At 73.7% G+C, this 20885-nt stretch carries 19 protein-coding genes and 1 pseudogene; 8 read left to right on the plus strand and 12 right to left on the minus strand.

Annotated features, from left to right (window positions below; translation table 11 throughout):
- Positions 1–3: 3 nt before the first annotated feature.
- The gene (locus IEY93_RS16005) at positions 4–990 is read right to left on the minus strand and encodes a siderophore-interacting protein (protein WP_189163852.1); all 987 of its coding nucleotides are present in this window, start codon (positions 988–990) and stop codon (positions 4–6) included.
- A gap of 190 nt (positions 991–1180) precedes the next feature.
- Between IEY93_RS16005 and IEY93_RS16010 the strand changes: the two genes are divergently transcribed.
- The 3 genes from IEY93_RS16010 (at position 1181) to IEY93_RS16020 (ending at position 4425) form a co-directional block, all read left to right on the plus strand.
- Entirely contained in the window at positions 1181–1861 is a 681-nt protein-coding gene (locus tag IEY93_RS16010; RefSeq protein WP_189163853.1) for a TetR/AcrR family transcriptional regulator, read from the plus strand.
- 224 nt (positions 1862–2085) lie between these two features.
- Positions 2086–3762, plus strand: coding sequence for an FAD-dependent monooxygenase (locus IEY93_RS16015; protein WP_189163854.1), 1677 nt, complete (start codon positions 2086–2088; stop codon positions 3760–3762).
- Between the two features lie 363 nt (positions 3763–4125).
- Positions 4126–4425, plus strand: a complete 300-nt coding sequence (locus IEY93_RS16020) for an SHOCT domain-containing protein (RefSeq protein ID WP_189163855.1) — start codon at positions 4126–4128, stop codon at positions 4423–4425.
- Between the two features lie 68 nt (positions 4426–4493).
- Here IEY93_RS16020 and IEY93_RS16025 read toward each other — a convergent pair whose 3' ends face one another.
- The 3 genes and pseudogenes from IEY93_RS16025 to IEY93_RS16035 all read right to left on the minus strand — a co-directional run.
- Positions 4494–4973 carry a DoxX family protein gene (locus IEY93_RS16025; protein ID WP_189163856.1) on the minus strand — a complete coding sequence of 160 codons (480 nt, stop codon included), beginning with the start codon at positions 4971–4973 and terminating at the stop codon, positions 4494–4496.
- Between the two features lie 447 nt (positions 4974–5420).
- A complete protein-coding gene (locus IEY93_RS16030; RefSeq protein ID WP_189163918.1) occupies positions 5421–5795 on the minus strand; it encodes a hypothetical protein in 375 nt (124 codons plus the stop codon).
- A 40-nt stretch (positions 5796–5835) separates the two neighbouring features.
- Positions 5836–6288: pseudogene (locus IEY93_RS16035) on the minus strand (winged helix-turn-helix domain-containing protein); the annotation flags it as partial.
- On the opposite strand from IEY93_RS16035, the gene IEY93_RS16040 reads away from it, so the two are divergent.
- On the plus strand, positions 6208–7035 hold the full coding sequence (locus IEY93_RS16040) for a transporter substrate-binding domain-containing protein (protein ID WP_229691177.1): 828 nt from the start codon (positions 6208–6210) through the stop codon (positions 7033–7035). The pseudogene IEY93_RS16035 and the gene IEY93_RS16040 sit on opposite strands and share 81 nt — an antisense overlap.
- A gap of 180 nt (positions 7036–7215) precedes the next feature.
- On the opposite strand, the gene IEY93_RS16045 is transcribed toward IEY93_RS16040, so the two are convergent.
- Positions 7216–8040, minus strand: a complete 825-nt coding sequence (locus IEY93_RS16045) for a GNAT family N-acetyltransferase (RefSeq protein WP_189163857.1) — start codon at positions 8038–8040, stop codon at positions 7216–7218.
- Positions 8041–8411: 371 nt separating this feature from the next.
- Here IEY93_RS16045 and IEY93_RS16050 point away from each other — a divergent pair, with 371 nt between their 5' ends.
- Positions 8412–9149: a hypothetical protein gene (locus IEY93_RS16050; protein WP_189163858.1), complete on the plus strand. Its 738-nt coding sequence runs from the start codon at positions 8412–8414 to the stop codon at positions 9147–9149.
- A 34-nt stretch (positions 9150–9183) separates the two neighbouring features.
- Here the strand turns inward: IEY93_RS16050 and IEY93_RS16055 are convergent, their stop codons facing one another.
- A complete protein-coding gene (locus IEY93_RS16055) occupies positions 9184–9843 on the minus strand; it encodes a response regulator (protein ID WP_189163859.1) in 660 nt (219 codons plus the stop codon).
- Positions 9840–10022, minus strand: coding sequence for a hypothetical protein (locus IEY93_RS16060; protein WP_189163860.1), 183 nt, complete (start codon positions 10020–10022; stop codon positions 9840–9842). The genes IEY93_RS16055 and IEY93_RS16060 overlap by 4 nt, the downstream gene beginning before the upstream one ends.
- A gap of 375 nt (positions 10023–10397) precedes the next feature.
- On the opposite strand from IEY93_RS16060, the gene IEY93_RS16065 reads away from it, so the two are divergent.
- The 3 genes from IEY93_RS16065 to IEY93_RS39355 all read left to right on the plus strand — a co-directional run bounded on the left by IEY93_RS16065 (position 10398) and on the right by IEY93_RS39355 (position 15456).
- On the plus strand, positions 10398–11648 hold the full coding sequence (locus tag IEY93_RS16065; protein WP_189163861.1) for an MFS transporter: 1251 nt from the start codon (positions 10398–10400) through the stop codon (positions 11646–11648).
- Positions 11649–11980: 332 nt separating this feature from the next.
- Positions 11981–12943 (plus strand): AraC family transcriptional regulator, encoded by a 963-nt coding sequence (locus tag IEY93_RS16070; protein ID WP_189163862.1) that lies wholly within the window; start codon positions 11981–11983, stop codon positions 12941–12943.
- Positions 12944–13116: 173 nt separating this feature from the next.
- Complete coding sequence (locus IEY93_RS39355) at positions 13117–15456, plus strand: ATP-binding protein (RefSeq protein WP_203968621.1); 2340 nt, start codon at positions 13117–13119, stop codon at positions 15454–15456.
- A gap of 7 nt (positions 15457–15463) precedes the next feature.
- Here IEY93_RS39355 and IEY93_RS16080 read toward each other — a convergent pair whose 3' ends face one another.
- The 5 genes from IEY93_RS16080 to IEY93_RS16100 all read right to left on the minus strand — a co-directional run bounded on the left by IEY93_RS16080 (position 15464) and on the right by IEY93_RS16100 (position 20863).
- Positions 15464–17143 (minus strand): acyl-CoA carboxylase subunit beta, encoded by a 1680-nt coding sequence (locus IEY93_RS16080; protein ID WP_189163863.1) that lies wholly within the window; start codon positions 17141–17143, stop codon positions 15464–15466.
- 32 nt (positions 17144–17175) lie between these two features.
- On the minus strand, positions 17176–17988 hold the full coding sequence (locus tag IEY93_RS16085) for an SDR family NAD(P)-dependent oxidoreductase (protein ID WP_189163864.1): 813 nt from the start codon (positions 17986–17988) through the stop codon (positions 17176–17178).
- Entirely contained in the window at positions 17981–19036 is a 1056-nt protein-coding gene (locus IEY93_RS16090; RefSeq protein ID WP_189163865.1) for an AfsA-related hotdog domain-containing protein, read from the minus strand. The genes IEY93_RS16085 and IEY93_RS16090 overlap by 8 nt, the downstream gene beginning before the upstream one ends.
- Before the next feature lie 91 nt (positions 19037–19127).
- The gene (locus IEY93_RS16095; protein ID WP_189163866.1) at positions 19128–19787 is read right to left on the minus strand and encodes an HAD-IA family hydrolase; all 660 of its coding nucleotides are present in this window, start codon (positions 19785–19787) and stop codon (positions 19128–19130) included.
- Between the two features lie 98 nt (positions 19788–19885).
- Complete coding sequence (locus tag IEY93_RS16100) at positions 19886–20863, minus strand: ketoacyl-ACP synthase III (RefSeq protein ID WP_189163867.1); 978 nt, start codon at positions 20861–20863, stop codon at positions 19886–19888.
- Positions 20864–20885: the final 22 nt, after the last annotated feature.

The raw sequence follows: 20885 nt of genomic DNA on the forward strand, positions 1-20885 counted from the left end.
ACGTCAGCCGATGTCGGAGCGGCCGAGGCGCCAGTAGCCCATGAACGCGACGGCTCCGCGGTCGACGCCGAGGTCGCCGACCAGGTGGCGGCGCAGCAGCTTGACCACGCCCGCCTCGCCCGCGAGCCAGGCGTAGAAGCCGCGCTGGGCCGCCGCGCTCCCGGCGTCCGGAACCTCCCAGAGGATCTCGGCGTCGACGTCGACGTCCTCAAGCCGGCCGGCGGGCCGCTCCTCCGCCCCTTCCGGCCCGCGGGCTCTCCGGCCGCCGGCGACCAGGCGGGAGGCGGCCTCGCGGACCGCGGCGGACAGCCGCTCACCGTGGCCGTGCCCGGGGACGCCCGGGCCTCGGCGGGGCAGCCAGGTGACCCGGACCCCGGGCGGGACGAGCAGGGGCCTGCCGTCCGCGTGGTCGGGCACCTCCAGGATCACCTCGGCGTACACGTGCGCGGGGAGTGACTCGGCGATGGCGCGGATGGCCGGGACGGCGGTCTCGTCCCCCGCGAGCAGCAGGCGCGTCGCGTCCGGCGGCGGGGACCATTCGCGGCCGCCCGCCTCGCCGCGGTGCCGGGCGTCCGGGCCGATCACCACGAGCGGGTCGCCGGGCCGCGCCGTCTCCGCCCATCGGGAGGCCGGGCCGGTGGCGCCGTGCAGCACGAACTCCACGTCGAGCTCGCGGGCGCCGTGGCGTACGGCGCCCGCGGTGTAGGTGCGCAGGGGGTTGCGGCGCTCCGGCGGCATCGCCCGCCACCTCAGGTACCAGTCGTCCTGCTCGGGGAAGACCGGGTATCCGTGCTCGGGGTGCGGGAAGATCAGGTTGATCCGCTGGTCGAGCCCGCGGTCGGCGAAGAACCGCAGATCGTCACCGGCCAGGGTGACGCGCGTGAAGCTCGGGCTGATCCTGCTCACCCGCCGCACCCGCACGTGGAAGGCCCGGTACGCGGGCACATCCGCGGCTTGGGGATCCGCGACGGGCTCGGTGCCGACGGACATGGGTCGCCCCTTCCAGGTCTTTCCCGACTGCGACGCGCCGGCCCGACCGGCCGACCGCTTTAACTTAGCTTTGCCTAACCTAAGAACTCAACCCAGAGCACCCCCACACCATCACCACCCGCGGCTCTCGGTGAGAAATTTGCGGGATGCGCATCTTTTCGTATCGCGCAAGTATTGCTAGGGTTGGGGCGTGGACAGCGGAACGGACGAGCGAGTCGGCCTGCGCGAGCGCAAGAAGCGGCAGACGCGCATCGCGCTGGGCTGGGCCGCCATCCGGCTCGTCGTCGAACGGGGGTGGGACGCGGTCCGGGTGGAGGACATCGCCGCCGAGGCCGGAGTGTCGCCCCGGACGTTCAACAACTACTTCTCCGGCAAGGCGGAGGCGGTCGTCTCACGGCACCTCGACCGCTACCGGCTCATCGCGGAGGAGTTCCGCGCCCGCCCGGCGTCCGAACCACTGTGGGAGGCGATCACCAACGCGGCGCTGGCCCGCTTCGCCCTGGAGGAGGGCACCGCACTGCAGGAGGGCACCGGGTTGCCGGAAGGTGCCGGCCTCCGGGGGGTGTCCCACCAGGAGTGGGTCTCCGGCCTGCGGCTCATGCTCGCCGAACCGGCGCTGCAGGGCGAGTTCCACCGGGCCGCCGCGACCGCCGAGGCCGAGCTCGCCGCGGCGGTCGCCGACCGCACGGGCACCGATCCGGCCCGGGACCTGTACCCCCGCCTGGTGGCGGCGGCGGTCGGGGCGGCGATCACCGTCGCCATGGACCACTGGATGCGCAGCGATCCGCCGGTCCCGATGATGCCGCTGCTCCGCGACGCCCTCCGGCAGGTCGCCGCGGGCCTGCCCGCCCCGGGGTCGCCACCCGCCTGACCCGCGGCCATCGCTCCATCCCCGCGCGCCGTCACCCACCCCGGGCGACGCTCCAGGCGCGTGCCCTCGATCACCGATGTCGCCCCGCCACGCGGCTCCGCCCTTTGCGGTCCGGCCGCGGGTCACCCCTGCCCATCCCGGTGGCCGCCCGCCGCGCACGCCCTCCGCTGGGGCGCCGCCGGCTCATCTCGCCATGCCCTTCTTAAGCCTTGAGGAGAACCGACATGACCGCTGACGTCGTCATCATCGGCGCGGGCCCGAACGGCCTCATGCTCGCCTGCGAGCTGAGCCTGGCCGGCGTGCGCCCGCTGGTGCTGGAGCGCCTGCCCGCACGCACCGGCGAGAGCCGCGCCAACGGCCTGGTGGGCCAGGTGGTGCGCATGCTCGACCGGCGCGGGTTGTACGAGCGGCTCGCCGGCGAGCCGGGGCCGCCGCGGCCCCAGCCGTTCTTCGTGTTCGGCGCGCTCCCCCTGGACCTGCGGGCCGTCGCGACGGAGGACAACCCGTTGTACGGGCTGATGGTGCCGCAGCGCCGCGTCGAGCAGGTGCTGGAGGAACGGGCCGCCGAGCTCGGCGTGGAGATCCGCCGCGGGCACGAACTGACCGGGCTGGCGCAGGACGGCGACGGGGTCACCGCCGAGGTGACCGGGCCGGAGGGCGGCTACCGCCTGCGCGCCCGCTACCTGGTCGGCGCGGACGGCGGGCGCAGCGTCGTGCGCAAGCTGTCGGGCATCGGCTTCCCCGGCGTCTCCCGTGACGACTCCGTCAGCCGCACCATGCACGTGACCGTGCCCGCCGAGCTGGTGGACCCGGCGACCGGCGGGCTGAACGTTCCCGGCTACGGCCTGATCCCGCCGTTCATGCACCACCGCACCGAGCGCGGCCTGTTCGTCTTCGCCCCCTTCCCCACCGGGACGATGGTGAGCACGGCCGAACGGGAGCCGGCCGCCACCGGGGACGGGTCCGGACCGACCATCGACGAACTGCGCGAGAGCGTCCGCCGCGTGCTCGGCGCCGACCTGCCGCTCGCCCCGCCCGAGGGCGAGGGTCCGCACCTGAGGCGCCGGCTGACCGGCGGCAACACGCGCCTGGCCGACCGGTTCCGTGACCGCCGGGTGCTGCTGCTCGGCGACGCCGCGCACGTGCACAGCGCGATCGGCGGGCCCGGGCTGAACCTCGGCCTGCAGGACGCGGTCAACCTGGGCTGGAAGCTCGCCGCCGAGGTGCGCGGCTTCGCGCCGCCCGGGCTGCTGGACACCTACGAGACCGAACGCCGCCCGGTCGCGCGGCGGGTGGTGATGCACACCCAGGCGCAGTCGGCGCTGACCGCGCCGGGGCCCGAGGTAACCGCGCTGCGGGAGCTGTTCGCCGAGTTGCTGCGCGACCCGGCCAACGCACGGCACATCGCCGCGACCATGGCCGGCGCCGACGTCCGCTACGCCATGGACGGCGCCTCCCCCGCCGGCGCCGGCGCCGCCTCGGGCGATGGGGCGGTGCCGGGCGGCGGTGCGCCCGGGGCAGGGCGTCCGCAGGCCGGGGCATGGGCTCCCGATCTGTCGCTGGTCACCGAGGCGGGGCCGGTGCGGCTGGCCGACCTGACCACCAGCGCCCGGCCACTGCTGCTGGACCTGACCGAGGACGGATCATGGGCGGCGCAGGCCACGGCGTGGCACGACCGGGTGGACATCGTGCACGCCCGGCTCGCCGGGCCGGTGGCCGGGGACGCGCAGGAGCCGGTCACCGGGCTGCTGCTGCGCCCCGACTGCTACGTGGCCTGGGCCACGAGCGCCCCGGCCCCGTCGGACCTCAGCGGCCCGGGCGGGGCGGAGAGCGCAGGGCTGCGCGCCGCGCTGTCGCGCTGGTTCGGCGCGGCGCGCACCGAGGCCGCAAGCCGCGCCTGACGTGGGTCCCGGCCGCCCGGGCGGGCCGGCCACCTGATCGCGCGGATGCGCCGCGCCGGTCCACCGTCCGGGGCGGAGGAGGCCATGCCCTCCCAGCCTACGGCGGTCCCGGGGCCGGTGGGGGGGTGTGTCACTCCCAGGCGACGCTCGTCCTGGCAGGCCGGCGCGGGGTGCAGCACGATGAGGGCATGCCAGAACCGGCCGGCATATCGGGCTCCGCAGGTGCTCGCCGATCCGCCCCTGACCCGGCGGCGGACGATCGCGGCGGTGTCCCGGCCGGCACCCGCCCCGCAAGGCCGTGCGCCCCGGGGGCGACCCCTCGCGGCGGTCACACACGCCGCCGCTCTGCGCCGAAGGAAAGAGATGATCACACAGATGTCCCTGTACGGTCTCGTGCTGGACAACTCGGCGATCGCGCTCGCGGCCTTCAGCTTCGTCCTGCTGTGCGCCGCCGTCGCCGGAGGCGTCAAGGTCATGCTGCACGACCCGTTCGAGGAGCTTCTCCCCCGCGGCCGGTCCCGCGAGGAGGACCGGCTGTTCCGGAGGTTCGCCGAAGGCGAGATCGACGACGATGAGTACCGCCGCCATCGGGAGACCCTGCGGACGACGGCGCCACAGGCCCCGGAGGCCGGACGAGACGACCCGCCCCCGGGTCGCACCTGAGGGCGGGCCCCCGTACTCCCGCCGGCGACGCCCTCGCGTCGCCGGCGGGCTCGCGTCCGGCGCGGAGATCAGCGGGTTCGGGGCTGGAGCACCGCGGCGACCCCGCGCACCAGGCCACGCCTTGGGGCGTACTCCCCTCCCTCCGCGCTTCGCCGGCGCTGGATGAGGGTGTCGAGCGCCCAGACGCCCGGGCCGAAGACCGCGACGAGGAAGAACGACCAGCAGAACAGCGCGGCCATCTCCCCTCCGTTGTTCAGCGGCAGCAGGGCCTGCGGCTGGTGCACGACGAAGTACGCGTAGGCCATGGAGCCCGACGAGAGCAGCGCGCTCACCCGGGTGAACAACCCCAGGACGACGAGCGTGCCGAAGATGAGCTGGATGATCGCGGCCCACCATCCGGGCCAGGCGCCGAACGGGATGGCCTGCCCGGTGCCCCGGCTGCCGCCGAAGACGCCGAAGACCGACGAAAGGCCGTGGAACATGAACAGCAGACCCGTCACCACGCGGAACAGCGAGAGCACCGGTCCGGCGAACCTGTCGACGTTCATTTCTCACCTCTTGGTCTCTTGGCCGCCGCGCCGCGGGCTCACAGGGCATGGGGTCATGCGCGCCGTGCACGCCGTGCGATGACGCGGCCGGACGGCCGGGGTGGGGAGTGGTTCCCGCGGTCTGCCTCGGAACGACCCCTATGCCGCGCACACACGCGTCACCGGTGCCGTCCCCCCGCGAGAACGGGAAGTTCGGTGCGCAGGCGCCTGACCGCCTGCCTTTCCGTTGGTCCTCTGATATCCCGTCCTGGACCGATGTGAGGGTTCGCCCACCCCGCCCTCCGCTGCCGGCGGCGGTGACGGGGAAAGCTCCCACCCCAGAATCGGCTCGGGGGCACCCCTAGTCAACGGACCCGGCCACGGCCGCGCGGCCCGGCAGGCCACACCGATCGCGGCGGAACCGCCTCTGACCTGCTCCTCTGTGCCGCCGCAGCGCGAAGGCGACACTTATCTCGCAATGAAACTTTCCTCAATGGGGATTTCCGCGTGGCACAGGTGGCCGGATCCGCGGTCAGACCGCCAGCGCGCGGCGGGCGTAGGCGCGGACGTGGGCGTCGGAGTCGGCTGGGCCCACCCGGACAGGGCCAGGACGGCGGCCTTGCGGACGTCCAGGGCCGTGGCGCGGACCACCGCGTCCGGGCTGCCCGCCAGCCGGGCCAGCCCTCCGGCCAGGCCCGCAGTGGCGGGCAGGACCTCCACCAGCTCCCGCAGGCCGGCCGCGGCGCGCACGGTGCCGTGCGGGTCGGCGAGCGCGGCGACCAGCGCCGTGGCCGTGCCGGCGGGGACGGTCTCGGTGAGCGTGGCGATGGCCGCCCTGCGCACCTTGGGCGTGCGGATACTTCTCGCCCGACACCGTGGTGCCGACCCCGGGGCACCTCTCGACCAGGCCCTCGTCCCGCAGCGGGCCGAGCGCCTCGCGCACGGTGTTGCGGGACGCGCCGAACTCGCGGGCGAGCACCGCCTCCAGCGGGAGCCGCCCTCTGGGCAGCCGGCCGTGCACGATCTCCCCGCGCAACAGGTCGGCCACCTGACGGGCCCGGTCGGCTCGACGCCACGAGCGGCGAGCTTCCGTGGCTCGCCCGCACGTCGATCTCCGGCGGCACCCGGCCCCACCGAAGACCCTCTCCAGTGACGACGACGGCGCGCCCGCGCAGAACCGCGGCGGCCGGAAGGGCTGACCCATGCCTGCACCCCCCATTGCGGACGAGAACACCTCCGCCGGCGAGGAGACACCGTGAGCGCGGCCCCGGTCCTCGACAAGACCGCCGCGGACGACGCCACGCCCGAGACGCTGCGGGTGGTGCAGGCACGCCATCCCTGGCGCTGGGCCGCGACCGCCGTGGTCCTGGTGCTGCTGGCCATGGCCGTCAACGCGCTGGTCACCAACCCGGCCTGGGACTGGCCCGTGGTGCGCCGGTACCTGTTCCACCCCTCGGTGGTCGACGCGGTGCTGTTCACCGTCGAGCTCACCGCGCTCGGCATCGTCCTCGGCTTCGTGCTGGGAACGCTCCTCGCCCTGATGCGCCTGACCCGCGTCCCGCTGCTGACCTACCGGCTGGACCAGCTCGCCTGGGAGGTGCCCAAGGACAGCAAGATCACCGCGATCTCCGCACCGGCCGACATCGCCGGGCTGAACGTGTCGGTGGGCTCGGGGACCAACCAGGAGAAGATCCTGCTGGACGGGGACCGGCAGAATCGGGCGAAGGGCCTGAAGCCCATCCAGGTGCAGTACTACAAGCAGGCCTCCGACACCTACCTGGCGCTGAAGTCCGGGCGGGTCGACGCGTACTTCGGGCCCAACCCCACCGCCGCCTATCATGCGGCCGTCAGCGGGGACACCAAGATCGTCGGCACGCTCTCCGGAGCCGGCCCGACGTTGCAGGGCCTGATCGCGGCCATGACCAAGAAGGGCAGCGGGGTGGCCGAGCCGGTCCGCGACGCGCTGAACGTCGTCATCGAGAACGGCACGTACGCCGAGGTGCTCAAGCGGTGGGGCCTTGCGAACGAGGCCGTGCCCGAGTCCCTGCTCAACCCGCCCGGCCTGCCGCGGACCAGCGGCTAGCCCATCGGATGACGGCGCCGGAGGGGGGCGGGCGAGCGCCTCCTCCGGCGCCGCATGAGCGCACCGCCGCCGGATCCCGGCCGTGGCGAGGCCTGTCGCGGCATCGCAAGGACCGCCCCTCCTCCGGGCGACGGTGTGGGCCGTCCGCCCGGAGGAGGGCGGCGCACGTGTGCGCCGGCCTCACCCGACCGGCGTACCGGCGGGCACCCGCACGGCGGCGAACATCACCTGGCGCCGCAGCCGGAAACCAAGGAACTCGTACAACCGGATCGCGGTGGCGTTGGTCGCCACGGTGTGCAGGAACGGCGTCTCCCCGCGTTCCCGGATCCCGGCCGCGACGGCGAGCACCAGCCGGCTCGCCAGGCCCCGGCCGCGGAAGGCCGGGTCGGTGCAGACGGCGCTGATCTCGGTCCAGCCCGGCGGCCGCAACCGCTCACCGGCCATCGCCACCAGCCGGCCGTCATGACGGACGCCCAGGTAGGCGCCCATCTCGATCGTGCGGGGAAGGTAGGGGCCCGGCTCGGTGCGGCTGACCAGGTCCAGCATCTCCGGCACGTCGCCCGGCCCCAGCCGGACCAGCTCGCCGTCGTACGCGCCGGCGACGTCCTCACCGGTCAGCTGGACGCCCGGCAGGCGCATCACCACTTCCCATCCGCGCGGCGGCTCGCTCCGCAGGCCGGGGATCACGACCTGGGCCCCGGGTCCGGCGAGCGCGGCGAGGTCGTCCCAGTCCTCCTGGGCCGGCTCGTCGGGCAGCGCGAGGAACGGGGCGACGTCCACCGGGTAGCGCACCACCCTGCCGCGCCGTTCCGCGAAACGCGCGTGCCCGCCGTTCAGCGACCACCAGGCGGGATTGTCCAGCGGACGATCGCCGGCGGCCGGCTCCCCGGCCCTCTCGCGCACGGCTTCGCGGCCGTGCCCGGCCCGCTCCCCGTCCTGTTCGCCCGGCTCGGCGAGCGAAGCGCCCCCGTGTCCCTCCACCTGCTCGCACGGCACGTTCGGCATCCGCCTCTCCCCTTCCTTTCCTTCTTCACTGTGTTCGCCGCCCAAGGACCAAGCGTGACGTGCCCGGCTCTCACCGGGGTGACCGGGGCCGGATCGGGCGTCTCAAAATATCCAGTTAATTAGTAGGTTATATCGGAATCACGCCGTGCGTCTGCGCGGAACCTCGTCCGGCGGAACATGAGCGACCTCGTCATCCCAGGAGGCCGCGCCGCGGGCCCCGGCTCGTCATGCCGGTACGGGTCCACGCAAGCCCGGGAACAGTGCGCACGGCGGGAGAACGCCGCGGCTCGCTCGCCGCCGGAGCGGGCCCCGGCCGCTGACGTCGCCGGAGGCGACCGTGATGATGGAGGGTCACAAGGAAAGGACGGCCCATGACGCTTCCCTCCCTGCACGACGGCCCGGCCGGCGCCGGCTCCCGGCCCTTCCCGGTGGCGATCCGGCGAGCCGCCGGCACCACGCCCCGGCGGCTGCTGATCGCGATCACCCTGCTGCTGGGCCTGCTGCCCGCGGTGGCGATCGTCGCGGCGGCGCCACCCGCCGACATCACGCTCGCCGCCCTCGTGTTACCCGTGCAGAGCCTGATGTCGGTCACGGTCCCGCTGATCGGCATCCTGCTGGCCGGTGACCTGCGCCGGCTGCCCGGCACGCCCCCGCTCGCCCCCACCATGGCGGCGGCCGCGGTGCCGGCCGCCCTGATCGGCGCCTTCGGATCCGCCGTCTGCGCCATCGCACTCGCCCTGGTCCCGGCCACCGCTCCGGACCCCTGGCGCGGCGCTCCGGTCGTCCTGATCGGCGGCGTGCTGGTACAGGTCGTCGCCCAGCTCATCGGCATCGGGCTCGGGCTGCTGCTGCGCTCGCCCGCCGTCGCGTTCGTCGCCAGCCTCGCGCCGGCCGGCCTGTGGTGGGCGCTGGGCACCGTCGAGGTCCTGCGCCCTCTCCAGGCCTTCACCCCGTACGCCACCGTCGTGAACCTGCTCTCCGGCCGGATGAGCGCGGCCGCCTGGGGCCAGTGGCTCGCCGTGCTCCTGATCTGGGTCGCCGGCCTGAACGCCGCCGGCGCCGCACTGCTCGCCCGGCGACGGACCTCCGCCGTGAAGACGGCGGGATGAGGAACGACGGCCCCACCACGCGCCGAACCGCCGCTCAGGTCACCAGGCCCCTGCGGTAGGCGTACACCACCACCTGCACGCGGTCGCGCAGGCCGAGCTTGGTGAGGATGCGCGACACGTACGTCTTGACGGTCTCCTGGCTGATCACCAAGGCCGCCGCGATCTCGCCGTTGGACAGCCCGTCGGCGATGAGGCGCAGCACCTCCAGCTCGCGCGGGGTCAGCCCCGCGTCCCCCGGCACGCTCTCGGCAGGACGGATCCGCGCCGCGTACCTGCCGACGAGCTGCCGGGTCACCTCGGGCGCCAGCAGCGCGGCACCCGAGGCGACCGTGCGGATGCCGTTCAGCAGCTGCGCCGGCGGGGCGTCCTTGAGCAGGAAGCCGCTCGCCCCCGCCCGCAGCGCCTCGTACACGTACTCGTCCAGGTTGAACGTCGTCACCACGAGCACCTTGACGGGATGGGCCACCCCGGCGCCCGCCAGCAGGCGGGTGGCCGCGATGCCGTCGAGCACCGGCATCCGCACGTCCATCACCACGATGTCCGGGTCCAGCCGGTGGGCGAGGTCGACCGCGGCGCGACCGTCCCCGCACTCGCCCACCACCTCCAGGTCGGGCTGGGCGTCGATGATCGTCGCGAACCCGGTGCGGATCAGCGCCTGGTCGTCGCAGACCAGCACCCGCAGCGGCCCGCTCACGACCGGCTCCCGGTCCAGCCGCACCCGCCGGTGACGGCCCGCACGATCACGCCGGGCCGATCGGTGCCGGGGAACTCCGGCGGGAGGTGGCCGAGGCCCGGCCACGGCTCGCGCGCGCAGCGCCGGACCGCGGCGCCGCCCCGCCGCCACAGGTCCTGGACCCGCCGGAGATCGATCACCGGGAGAGCCTAGCCGTCGTACCGGCGTGGCACATGCCCTTCGCACCGCACCGGGCCGCCACCGGAGACGACCACCGCGATCCTCGCAGGGCCGCCGCCCGCCACCGCGTCAGGGCCGCATTTTTCGGCGGTTCCCGGGCCGAGGCGGGAAGGCCCTCTGCACCGGGAGTGAACGCGCCGGTGCCCGCCGGGTGCGCCGGCTCGCCCGGGTAGGGGCAGGCCGGATCGGCGATCCACGAAGAGTCCAGTGTTCGTCAAGTGGCACCGCGTACCTTCACAAAACGCCGCGAAGTCGCCGGCGGCACGCTCGCGCGTCGAGGCCACTGGTCTCTCCACCACGCTCCGCACCGGAAAGAAACGGAAAAGAGGTCCCTCTTGCTCAGCAGCGCCTATCGAGCTCAGTGCGAAGCCGAGGAAGCGCGCCACACGCCAGACCGCGACGCCGGGAACCGGAGACTCGCCCTGCTCGCCCTCGCACTCGGCACCTTCGCCATCGGCACCGGCGAATTCGGTAGCAACGGCATCATCCAGCTCTTCGCCGCCGATCTGGACATCTCGCTGCCGCAGGCGACGTACGCCGTGACCGCCTACGCGGTCGGCGTCATGATCGGGTCGCCGGTCATCACGATCATGGCGGCCCGGGCGAACCGCAAGAAGCTGCTTCTGGCGCTCATCCTGCTCTTCCTCGCCGGCAACCTGCTGTCGGCGCTGTCGGCGAACTTCGGCATGCTGCTCGCGGCCCGGTTCGTCACCGGCACCGTCCAGGGCGCCTACTTCGGCGCCGGCGCCGTCGTCGCCGCCTACGTCTACGGCCCGGGCAAGGGCGGGAGGGCCTTCGCGACCGTCATGGCCGGCCTGACGATCGCCACGATCGTCGGCTCCCCCCTCGGCACCTTCGTCGGCCAGCAGGCCGGCTGGCAGGCGCTGTACGTCGTGGTCACGGCGATCGGCCTGCTCGCCGGCGCGGCCATCCTCTTCTGGGTGCCGAGCACCACGGCCCTGGACGGCGGGCCCATCGCCCAGGAACTGGGAGCCCTGCGCCGCCCCATGGTATGGGTGATCATGGTCGTGGCCGCCCTCGGCATCTCCAGCATCTTCGCGGTCTACACCTTCATCGGTCCGTACATCACGGACGCGGCGCGGGCCGGCGAGTCGCTGATCCCCGTGGCGCTCGCCGTGTTCGGCGTGGGCATGGCGGTGGGGAACCAGGCCGGTGGCCGCCTCGCCGACCGCTACGCCCACCGCGGCCTGGTCCTCGGCTACGGGAGCGTCCTGCTGTTCCTCGTCGCGATCGCCACGGCGGGTGAGATGACCTGGCTGCTGATGCCCGCCCTCTTCGGGGTCGGCGCGACGATGATGCTCGCCATCCCCACGATCCAGGTGCTGCTCACCACGTACGCTCCCGAGGCGCCTACCCTGATGGGCGCGCTCAACCTCGCGTCGCTCAACCTGGCCAACGCGCTCGGAGCCGTCGGCGGCTCGATCACTCTGGCGGCGGGCCTCGGGACGCTCTCGACGGCCTGGGCGGGCCTGGTGCTGACCGTCGCCGGTCTCCTCGTCTTCGCCGTCACCGTCCCCCGGGTGGCGCCGCCGCGGCCGGTCCAGGCGACGGCGGCCGCCGCATGACCATGCCGGCTCCCGGGCGGCGGTCAAGGACGATCACCCGGGCGTCCTCGGCGGGAGAGGTGCCGCGGCGCGGCAGGCGGCCGCGGGCGGCGCACCCGTTCAGGAGCAACCACCAGCCCTGACCGTGGCCTTTCCCGCGCGAGATCCCGCAGGACCGGCGCCGGTCTGCGCGTACCGGGGCCGGTCCCGCCACGACGGCCAGCATCGGAACCGGCGTACCGGCCCGGTGCCGGGAGACCGGCACGCTGTCGCCCAGATGGCTGCACGGGCTCCGCGCGGCACCCGGGACCACAAGATGCGACCATCGACATGAGCGACCGCAGGAAGGGTTCATGATGTCGGCCTCGGAGATCGAACACCGGGTGAGCTCGGCTGATCTCGTCTCGGCGCTGGAGGCCCGCGCGCGCGAGATCGGCGGCAACGACGGCGGCTGGCCCGGCCTGACCCTCTACCGCTACATCGAGCCGACGGCGCCCGCCTGGGAGGAGATCCGGTCGCTGTCCCTCGGGATCGTCGCGCAGGGCAGCAAGGCCGTGATCGTGGACGGCGCGCGCTACGTCTACGACCCGTTCCACTACCTGGTGCTCGGCAGCAACCTGCACTTCCAGGCCGAAGTGCTGCAGGCCGGCCCCTGCGAGCCGTTCCTGTCCTTCGTCCTGGAGATCGACCCCGCGCTGGTGCGGAAGGTCTCCACCGACATGCTCGGCCGGCGCTCGGCCACCTCCGCCGCCGTCGCCGAGCAGGAGGGGGCCGACCGGTGCGTCGTCTCTCCGCTCGATCCGGAGCTGATGGCGGCGGTCCTGCGGTTCCTGCGGTCACTCGACAGCCAGGCCGACCGGCGGGTGCTGGCGCCGATGTGCGTCGAGGAGATGGTCTACCGCGTGCTGCGCCGCGAGCAGTTCGCCCGGATGCTGCACATCGCGGCCAGGCAGGTCTCGCACGACACGATCTCCGCCGCGCTGACGTTCGCCCGAGCGCACTACGCGGAGCCGCTGACGGTCAACGACCTGGCCAGGCAGGCGGCGCTCAGCCCATCGGCGTTCTCCGCCCTGTTCCGCGAGGTCACCGGCCGCACGCCCTATCGGTTCCTCAAGGAGTACCGGCTGGACCGGGGGCGTGAGCTGCTCGTCGACCGCGGGATGGGGGTCGCCGAGGCGTCCCGCCAGGTGGGCTACGCGAGCGTCTCGCACTTCATCAAGGAGTTCCGCAACCGCTTCGGCGTCACACCGCGCGCCTACGTCGACGCGCACAACGTGGCGGCCGAACTGCGCAGGATGCACCCGGACGCGGGCTAGATCGTCCCCGCGCGTCTCCGCGCCGGGCGGGACGCGCCGCCCGGGCGGCGGGAAGTCACGGGGAATGGGCACTGATCGAACAGGATCGCGGTACCTCCCGGCTTCACACTCGGCTTTACTGGCCTGATCCACTGATCCGCAGGCCGTCTCGACATTCCAAGGTGATCACACGCGTGGCTTCGCCCATCCTTCCCATCGGCGGCGGTGGCGAGGACCGCTCGGCTTCGGGAGGCTCCCTGCTCTTCCAGATCCTCGGCCCGTTGCGGCTCTGGCGGGACGGGGCCGAGCTGAACGCCGGCCCCCGGCAGCAGGCCTTTCTGCTGGCCCTGCTCCTGGCGCGGGAGGGACGGCCGCTCAGCACCGGCGAGCTGATCGACCTCATCTGGGACGACGACCCGCCGGTCAGCGCCCTCAATGTCATCCACAAGTACATCGGCTCGTTGCGGCGGCTGCTGGAGCCCACGCTCTCGGCGCGGGATCCCGGCTCCCACCTGCTGCGGCGCGGCAACGGCTACCTGTTCACCGCAGGCACCGGGACACTGGACCTCGTCGTGTTCCGGGACCTCACCGAGGCCGCCGAGGTCGCCCTGGCGCAGGATCGCCACGAGGTGGCCCTCGACCGTTACGTGGAGGCCCTGGGCCTGTGGCAGGGGCCGGCGGGCGGCGGCCTGCACCAGGGATCGGCCTCGACGTCGATCTTCACCAGGCTGGACGACAGGTTCTTCGAGGTCTGCACGGCGGCGGCCGGCCTCGCGGTACCGATGGGCCGGCCGGAGCGGGTGCTGCCGTCCTTGCAACTGGCCGCCACGATGGCGCCGCTGCACGAGCCGGTGCAGGCGAGCCTCATCTCCGCCCTGGGCGCCGCCGGGCAGCAGGCCGAGGCACTGTCGGTGTTCCGCGCGGTCCACGCCCGCCTGGCCGGGGAACTCGGCGTCGACCCCGGCCCGGCCCTGATCGCCGCGCACCGGCGGGTGCTGGACCAGAGCCTGACGGCGGGCGGGGCCGTGACCCCGCACCGGCCGGCCGGACGCCCGTCCTCGCCGCCCCGGCCCGCCACCGGGCCCGGCGCCTCGCCCGCGGGTGGCATGGTCGGCCGGGCCGGGGAGCTGACGGTGCTGCGGCAGGCGATCGAGCCCGCCTTCACCGGCGGCGGCGGGATCATCGTCCTGGAGGGCGAACCGGGGATCGGCAAGACCCGTCTGCTGGAGGAGCTCGCCGCCGAGGCCGATCGGCGCGGGGCCCGCGTCGTCTGGGGCCACTGCCTGGAGGGCGAGGGAACACCCTCGATGTGGCCGTGGGTGGAGGTGATCGGCACGGTGCTGGACGACTCGCCCGGCGTGGCGCGGCACCAGTGGCTCACCGGCGAGCTCGGCGCCCTGCTGGATCCGGACGGCGAGCTGCCCGGCGGATCGGCACCCGCCGGCGGTGGAGCGCGGTTCCGCCTGTTCGAAGCGGCCGTCGACGCCATCGGCCAGGCCGCGGCGCAGCGGCCGCTGGTGCTCGTGATCGACGACCTCCAGTGGGCCGACATCGCGTCGCTGCACCTGTTCGGTCACCTGGCGGCCCGGCTGCCGGGCGGCACCGTGATCGTCGGAGGTCTGCGCGACCGCGCACCCGTGCCCGGCGAGGCGCTGGCGCGGACGCTCGCCGCGGCCAGCCGGGTGCCCGGCCACTATCGCATCCGGCTCGGCCCTCTCGGCCCGGCCGAGGTGGCCGAGCTGGTCCGCCGGGAGACCGGGCTGACCCCGGGCCAGGGCGCCGTCCGCACCATCTGCGCACGCACCGCCGGAAACCCGTTCTTCGTCCGGGAGCTGGCCCGGCTGTTCGCCGACAGCGGCGTGGTCACCGAGGACGCCGTGGCGCGGGCGGAAGTGCCCTCCACCGTGCGCGACGTCGTCTGCGCCCGGATGACCGCGCTCGACGACCACGCCAGGGACCTGCTCCAGATCGCCGCGCTGATCGGCCGGGACGTGGACCTCGGCCTGCTCGCCGGTGTCGCCGGTGTCGACGTGCAGAGCTGCCTTGATCGCCTGGAGCCCGTGGAAGCGCTCGGCCTGCTCGGACCCGCTCCCGGAGACCCGTTCTCGTTCCGCTTCTCCCACGATCTGGTCCGCGAGTCGGTCTGCCGGACCATGCCTCCGGGACGGGCGAGGCGGCTTCACCTCCGCGTCGCCGACGCGCTCGAGCCGACCGAACTCGCCGGCGACTCCGTCGCCGAGCGCGTCGCCCACCACCTGTGGGCCGCCGGTCCGCTCGCCGATCCGCACCGGACGGCGGCGGCCCTGGTGCGCGCCGGCCGTCACGCGGCGGCCAAGTGCGCGCTGGAGGCCGCCGATGGACGGCTCCGGTCCGCCGTCCGGATGGCGCGGACGGCGAACCTCGCGGAAGTGGAGTTATCCGCGGTGTCACCGCTGATCGCGCTCATCAGGACGCGCTCGATGTACGGCTCCCCTGCGGCGGATCCGCGCGAAGGCGCGGAGCACCTGGCCCGGGGGCGTGGCCGCACCACGTGAGGAGCGTTCACAACGGGACGTTGCCGTGCCTGCGCGCCACGGCGCGGGCGCGCTTGCCGCGCAGCATCGCCAGACCGCGCGCCACCGCGGCCCGGGTGTGCCCGGGGTCGATCACCTCGTCGACCAGGCCCCGCTCGGCCGCGTAGTAGGGGTGCATCAGCTCTTCGGTGTACCGGGCGACCAGCTCGGCGCGCAGGCCGTCGGGGTCGGCCGCCGCCGCGAGTTCCCTGCGGTGCACCACGTTGACCGCCGCGTCCGCCCCCATGACCGCCACCTGGTTGGTGGGCCAGGCCAGCGACAGGTCGCAGCCGATGGAACGCGAGTCCATCACGATGTACGCACCGCCGTAGGCCTTCCTGATGATGACCTGGACGCGGGGCACCGTGGCCTCGCAGTAGGCGTACAGCAGCTTGGCACCGTGCCGGATCCCGCCGCCGTGCTCCTGCTCGGTGCCCGGCAGGAACCCCGGGACGTCCACCAGCGTCACCAGCGGGATGCCGAACGAGTCGCAGAACCGCACGAACCGTGCCGCCTTCTGGGACGCCGTGCTGTCCAGCACGCCCGCCAGGACCATGGGCTGGTTTCCGACGACGCCGACGACCTCGCCGTGGAGCCGGCCGAATCCGCACAGCACGTTGGGCGCCCAGCGCTCGTGCACTTCCAGATACTCGCCGTCGTCGACGATCTCGGCGATGACCTCCCGCATGTCGTAGGGCCGGCTCGCCTCCACCGGAACGATCTCGGCCAGTGCGGGCCGCAGATCGTCCTCCTCGGCCACCGGGACCACCGGAGCGGGCTCGAGGTTGTTGCCGGGCAGCAGCGACAGCAGGAATCGGACGTCCTCCAGGCAGCCCTCCTCGTCGTCGTACACGAAGGAGGCGACCCCCGAACGCTCGGCGTGCACGTCCGCGCCGCCCAGCTCCGCGTGGGTCACCCGCTCACCGGTGACCGACTCGACCACGTCGGGCCCGGTCAGGTACATCTGCGCGGTCCCGCGGACCATGAAGGTGAAGTCGGCCAGCGCCGGGGAGTAGGCCGCCCCGCCGGCGCACGGGCCGAGGACGATGCTGATCTGCGGGATCACCCCGGAGGCCTCCACCTGGCGGCGGAAGATCCCGCCGTACCCGTCGAGGGCCATGGCGCCCTCCTGGATGCGCGCCCCGCCGCTGTCGTTGAGCGCGACGATCGGGCAGCCGGTGGCGAGAGCCAGGTCCATCACTTTGTGGATCTTCGCGGCGTGGGCGGCGCCGAGGGAACCGCCGGCGATGGTGAAATCCTGCGCGTAGACGAACACCCGGCGGCCGTACACCGTCCCGGAGCCCGCGACCACACCGTCGGTGTACGGCCGCCCGGGTGCCGTGCCACGGCGGTACATCTCGATCTCGACGAACGAGTTCTCGTCGAGCAGCGACTCCAGGCGTTCGCGCGCGGTCCGCTTGCCCAGCCGGTGCTGCCGCTCCACGGCCTCCGGACGCCCCCGGATGATGCGGTCCTTCAGCCTGAGGCCGCCTTCCCGGAGCGCTCGCATGGTGAGCGGCTCCGCCGACGCCTCGCTCCGCGGGCTCTCCGGGCTCCGCGGGCTCTCCGGGCTCACCGGGCTCACCGGGCTCTGCGGGCTCTGCGGGCTCTGCGGGCCCGATGGGGCAAGGCCGGGGACACGCACCAGGTCGATCTCCGAAATGCTCATCGTCGCCCTTCGAGGATGTCGGATCCACTTGCTCACAAGGTCAGGTAGCCGCCGTCGACGGGAACCGCCGTGCCGGTCACGTACGTGCTCGCGGCCCCGGCGAGGAACAGCAGCGCCCCGTCGAGTTCGTGCGGCTCACCGAGGCGCCGCATCGGGGTGCGGCGTTCGATCCAGGCCCGTCCCGTCCCGGTGTCGACCATCTCCGCGGTCATCTCGGAGCGGAACCAGCCGGGGCACAGAGCGTTGACCCGCACGCCGCGGTCGGCCCACTGGGCCGCCAGTTCCCTGGTCAGGTTGATCACACCGCCCTTGCTCGCGGCGTACGCCGCCTGCGGCAGGCTGCCGCTGCCCACCAGTCCGTAGACCGAGGCCACGTTGACGATGCTGCCGCCGCCGCGCCGCAGCATGCCGGACGCGACGGCCGCGCTGAGGGCGAAGACCGAGTTCAGGTTCACCGCGACGATCTCGGAGAAGGCGTCCGGGGTCTGCTCCTCGGCGGGCACGACCTGCGAGAGGCCCGCGTTGTTGACCAGGATGTCGATCGATCCGAGTCGTTCGGTCACGGTGCGCACCAGGCGGTCGCGATCGCCCGCCGCGGTCACGTCGCAGGGAACCGCGAGTGCGCCGGGCATCTGGGCGGCGAGTTCGCCGATGCGGTCCTTGCGGCGGGCGGCGAGGGCCACCCGGGCGCCGGCCGCGGTCAGCACCTGTGCGAAGCGGGCACCGAGCCCGCTCGACGCGCCGGTGACCACGGCGACCCGGCCGTCGAGCCGGAACAGGGAGATCGGATCGGACGGGCCTCCGGGCACGAAGACGCCGGGCGCCGCGGCGCGGTCATCACGCATCGCGGACGCTGCCCGGTCCGGCGTCGCGGGACTCGGAGGCCGGCAGGGCGCCGAGCCCCACGATCATGGTCGCGACGGTCTCGCCGCCCTGGTGGAAGGTCACCTCGGCGCCGCACCCCGGCCGGGGAACACCACCCGCGGCGCCGCCCGGCAGCGGGCGTGCCCGCACCTGGACGTCCGCGTCGAGTTCGGTGAACCGGTGGTAGCGGGCACCGAGCGACCGCAGCCACAGCGTGGACGGGGCCATGCCGAGGCACTCGCCGGCCAGCAGCAGGGTGGCCTGCCGCGCCGCCTCCATCATGACCGGGCCTGGAACGTGGTCTTGCGGATGGTCGAACATGCTGGAGTGGTCCACCGGGACGCGCAGCAGTGCCCCGGCCTCGCCGGCCGTGCTCCACGGAGCGTGCAGCACGACGTTGCGCGCCTGTTCGCGGCCGACGAGATGCGGGGCGACGGGCGCGCGGGGCACCGCCGCGGGCAGGGTGCCGGAGTACGGCGCGGGTCCGGTGCGGTACGCCATGCGCAACGCCTTGTAGGCCTCGCCGGTCCGCAGCGCCGTGTCGACGCGCACGGTGCCGATCGGCTCGCCCGCCGCGTTGTGGATCCGTACTTCGTGCACCACGCGGGAGACGGCTCCCTGGTAGGTCTTCTCCAGGGTGACGGCGCCGTGCAGGGACAACTCGACGATCCCGCCATCGGTGCGCAGGGGGCCCGGGTCGCCGATCTCCAGGTCGGTCTCCGCGGTGATGGCCTTGGTCTCCTCGCTCGCGCCGTGCTGAAGGTGCGTGGCGCACAGCAGCATCTGGCGGACGCTCTCGAACACGGCCAGCGGGTCATGGATCGCCGGCCGGGTCGTGTGGTCGCCGTAGTAGAAGTGACAGGGCGGAAGCTGGGCCGAGCCTTGGAAGCGATCGCGGCCCATCGTGGCGAAGTCCGTCAAGAAGACCTCGGCCAGTGCCGCACGGTGCACCAGACGCCGGTCGACGGTGCGATAGGTGGTGAGAACGGGCGCGGCGATTTCGGGTTCGATGCCGGTCGGTGCGGTCATGTGGACTCCCGGGACGGTCGGTGCGGGTTTGAGTGGACCGATGAGCGCAGCGCGCGGTGACGGAGGGCCGCGTGCCGCCGCGCGGGGTGGCTCAGCCGGTGCTCGCCGACGCCGCGGTGCGCGCGCGGATCAGCTCCTCGATCTCGGTGGCCGCCTGCTCGGCGTCGCGGAAGTGAACGGCCTGCCAGCCGGCCGCCACCGCGCCCGCGCAGTTCTTCTCCAGGTCGTCCACGAGCACGCAGGCGGCCGGGTCGTGGCCGCACCGCTCCGCCGCGATCTCGAAGATCTCGGGCTCCGGCTTGCGGTGGCCGACCGCGTACGAACAGACGATGTCGTCGAAGCAGGAGTCGTCGGCCATGTACCGGCGGTGCCGCTCCCAGGACGGCGGCAGGTTCGACAGCATGCCGACGAAGACCCCGCGCGACCTGAGGCCGGCCAGCCGCCTGAGCCACGCCTGGTCGGCGCGCCGGCCCTCGAACCACCGGTCGCCGAAGTCGCGCAGATCGGCGGCCAGGCCGAAGGTACGCGCCAGCTCTTCCTCGACCTCATGTGCCCATGCGGCCTCGTCCAGCAGCGGGATGTCCAGCACGCCCATGGAGTCGGTGCCGTGCGCCTCTCCCACCAGCCGCATCGCCTCCTTCAGCGCGTGCGTCGGCACCCCGGTGCGGGTGCTGAAGTCGTGGAACGTCACATCGACAGGAGCGGTGATCACGCCCCCGAAGTCGGTCCAGATGGCCAGGTCACCGCTCATGTGGTCTCTCGCTTCTCCCGCACGAGGCGGGTGGACGTTCGGACGGTCTTCGGTGGGGGCGCGCCCCGGGCCGGCGGCCGGGGCGCAGGGCAGAACGGTCAGAGCCGGTACAGCAGCCCGCCGTAGTACCAGCCGGAACCGACCGCGGTGGACAGCACCAGCTCACCGGGGCGCAGGGCACCGGCGGCGGAGAACTCCGACAAGGCGATCGGGATCGACGCGCAGCCGGTGTTGCCGCGCTGTGCGAAGTTGGTCAGGAACTTCTCCGCCGGCAGGTCCAGTCCGTCGCGCACGCCCTGGTGGATCCGGTTGTTGCCCGGGTGCGGCACCAGCCGGTCGATGTCGCCGCTCTTCATGTCGTTGCGGGTCAGAAGAGCCTCCGCGACCCGCAGGCTGGAGCGGACCGCGAGCTCGATGAGTTCCGGCCTGGGCCTCAGCCATCCCTCCGGCGGGCGGGCGGCCACCGTGTCGGCCTCCGCCGCGTCGCAGTCGAGAACGGAGTCCAGCAGGCCGCCCGGCCGGTCCCGCTCCCCCTTCTCGAGCACGACCGCCCCGGCGGCGTCGCCGAAGACGAGCCGGCCGCGCGAGCCGGGACGGGCACGATGGGAGAAGCGGTCGGCGGCCACGACCACCGCGCGCCGCCACCCCGGGTGCGCGGTCAGGAACGAGGCGGCCGTCTGCACGGCGTGGACGAAACCGGTGCACGCGCCGCAGACGTCGAAGGCCAGGGCGCTCTCGGCCCCGAGGCGGGCCGCCACCGCCGGAGCGATCTCCGGGATCCACTGCCGATCGGTCCAGTTGGCCAGGATCAGCAGGTCGGTGTCCTGCGCCGCGTGCCCGCCGCCGGCCAGCGCCGCCCGCGCGGCGCGTACCGACATGTACTCCACCGTCTCGTCCTCGGCGGCGACGTGCAGGCTGCGCACTCCGAGGTCGGCGACGACCTCGGCCGGGTGGTACCTGCCGCCGACGGTGACCCCGCCCGTGTTGTCCTGGACGGTGCGCGGGTAGTAGTGGCCGAACCCGGAGAATCTCAGCCCGGATCCGGTCCAGGTCCTGGCTTCGGTGCGGACGCGCATGGAAGGCTCCTCAGGTGATGGC

Source organism: Sphaerisporangium melleum, from assembly GCF_014646695.1.
Classification (GTDB): Bacteria; Actinomycetota; Actinomycetes; order Streptosporangiales; family Streptosporangiaceae; genus Sphaerisporangium; species Sphaerisporangium melleum.

Excerpts from the sequence above, each read along its gene's own strand:
- IEY93_RS16005 (WP_189163852.1), bottom strand. The coding sequence starts at position 990 with ATGTCCGTCGGCACCGAGCCCGTCGCGGATCCCCAAGCCGCGGATGTG.
- IEY93_RS16015 (WP_189163854.1), top strand. The coding sequence starts at position 2,086 with ATGACCGCTGACGTCGTCATCATCGGCGCGGGCCCGAACGGCCTCATG.
- IEY93_RS16020 (WP_189163855.1), top strand. The coding sequence starts at position 4,126 with ATGATCACACAGATGTCCCTGTACGGTCTCGTGCTGGACAACTCGGCG.
- IEY93_RS16025 (WP_189163856.1), bottom strand. The coding sequence starts at position 4,973 with ATGAACGTCGACAGGTTCGCCGGACCGGTGCTCTCGCTGTTCCGCGTG.
- IEY93_RS16045 (WP_189163857.1), bottom strand. The coding sequence starts at position 8,040 with ATGCCGAACGTGCCGTGCGAGCAGGTGGAGGGACACGGGGGCGCTTCG.
- IEY93_RS16050 (WP_189163858.1), top strand. The coding sequence starts at position 8,412 with ATGACGCTTCCCTCCCTGCACGACGGCCCGGCCGGCGCCGGCTCCCGG.
- IEY93_RS16070 (WP_189163862.1), top strand. The coding sequence starts at position 11,981 with ATGATGTCGGCCTCGGAGATCGAACACCGGGTGAGCTCGGCTGATCTC.
- IEY93_RS16080 (WP_189163863.1), bottom strand. The coding sequence starts at position 17,143 with ATGAGCATTTCGGAGATCGACCTGGTGCGTGTCCCCGGCCTTGCCCCA.
- IEY93_RS16085 (WP_189163864.1), bottom strand. The coding sequence starts at position 17,988 with ATGCGTGATGACCGCGCCGCGGCGCCCGGCGTCTTCGTGCCCGGAGGC.
- IEY93_RS16090 (WP_189163865.1), bottom strand. The coding sequence starts at position 19,036 with ATGACCGCACCGACCGGCATCGAACCCGAAATCGCCGCGCCCGTTCTC.
- IEY93_RS16095 (WP_189163866.1), bottom strand. The coding sequence starts at position 19,787 with ATGAGCGGTGACCTGGCCATCTGGACCGACTTCGGGGGCGTGATCACC.
- IEY93_RS16100 (WP_189163867.1), bottom strand. The coding sequence starts at position 20,863 with ATGCGCGTCCGCACCGAAGCCAGGACCTGGACCGGATCCGGGCTGAGA.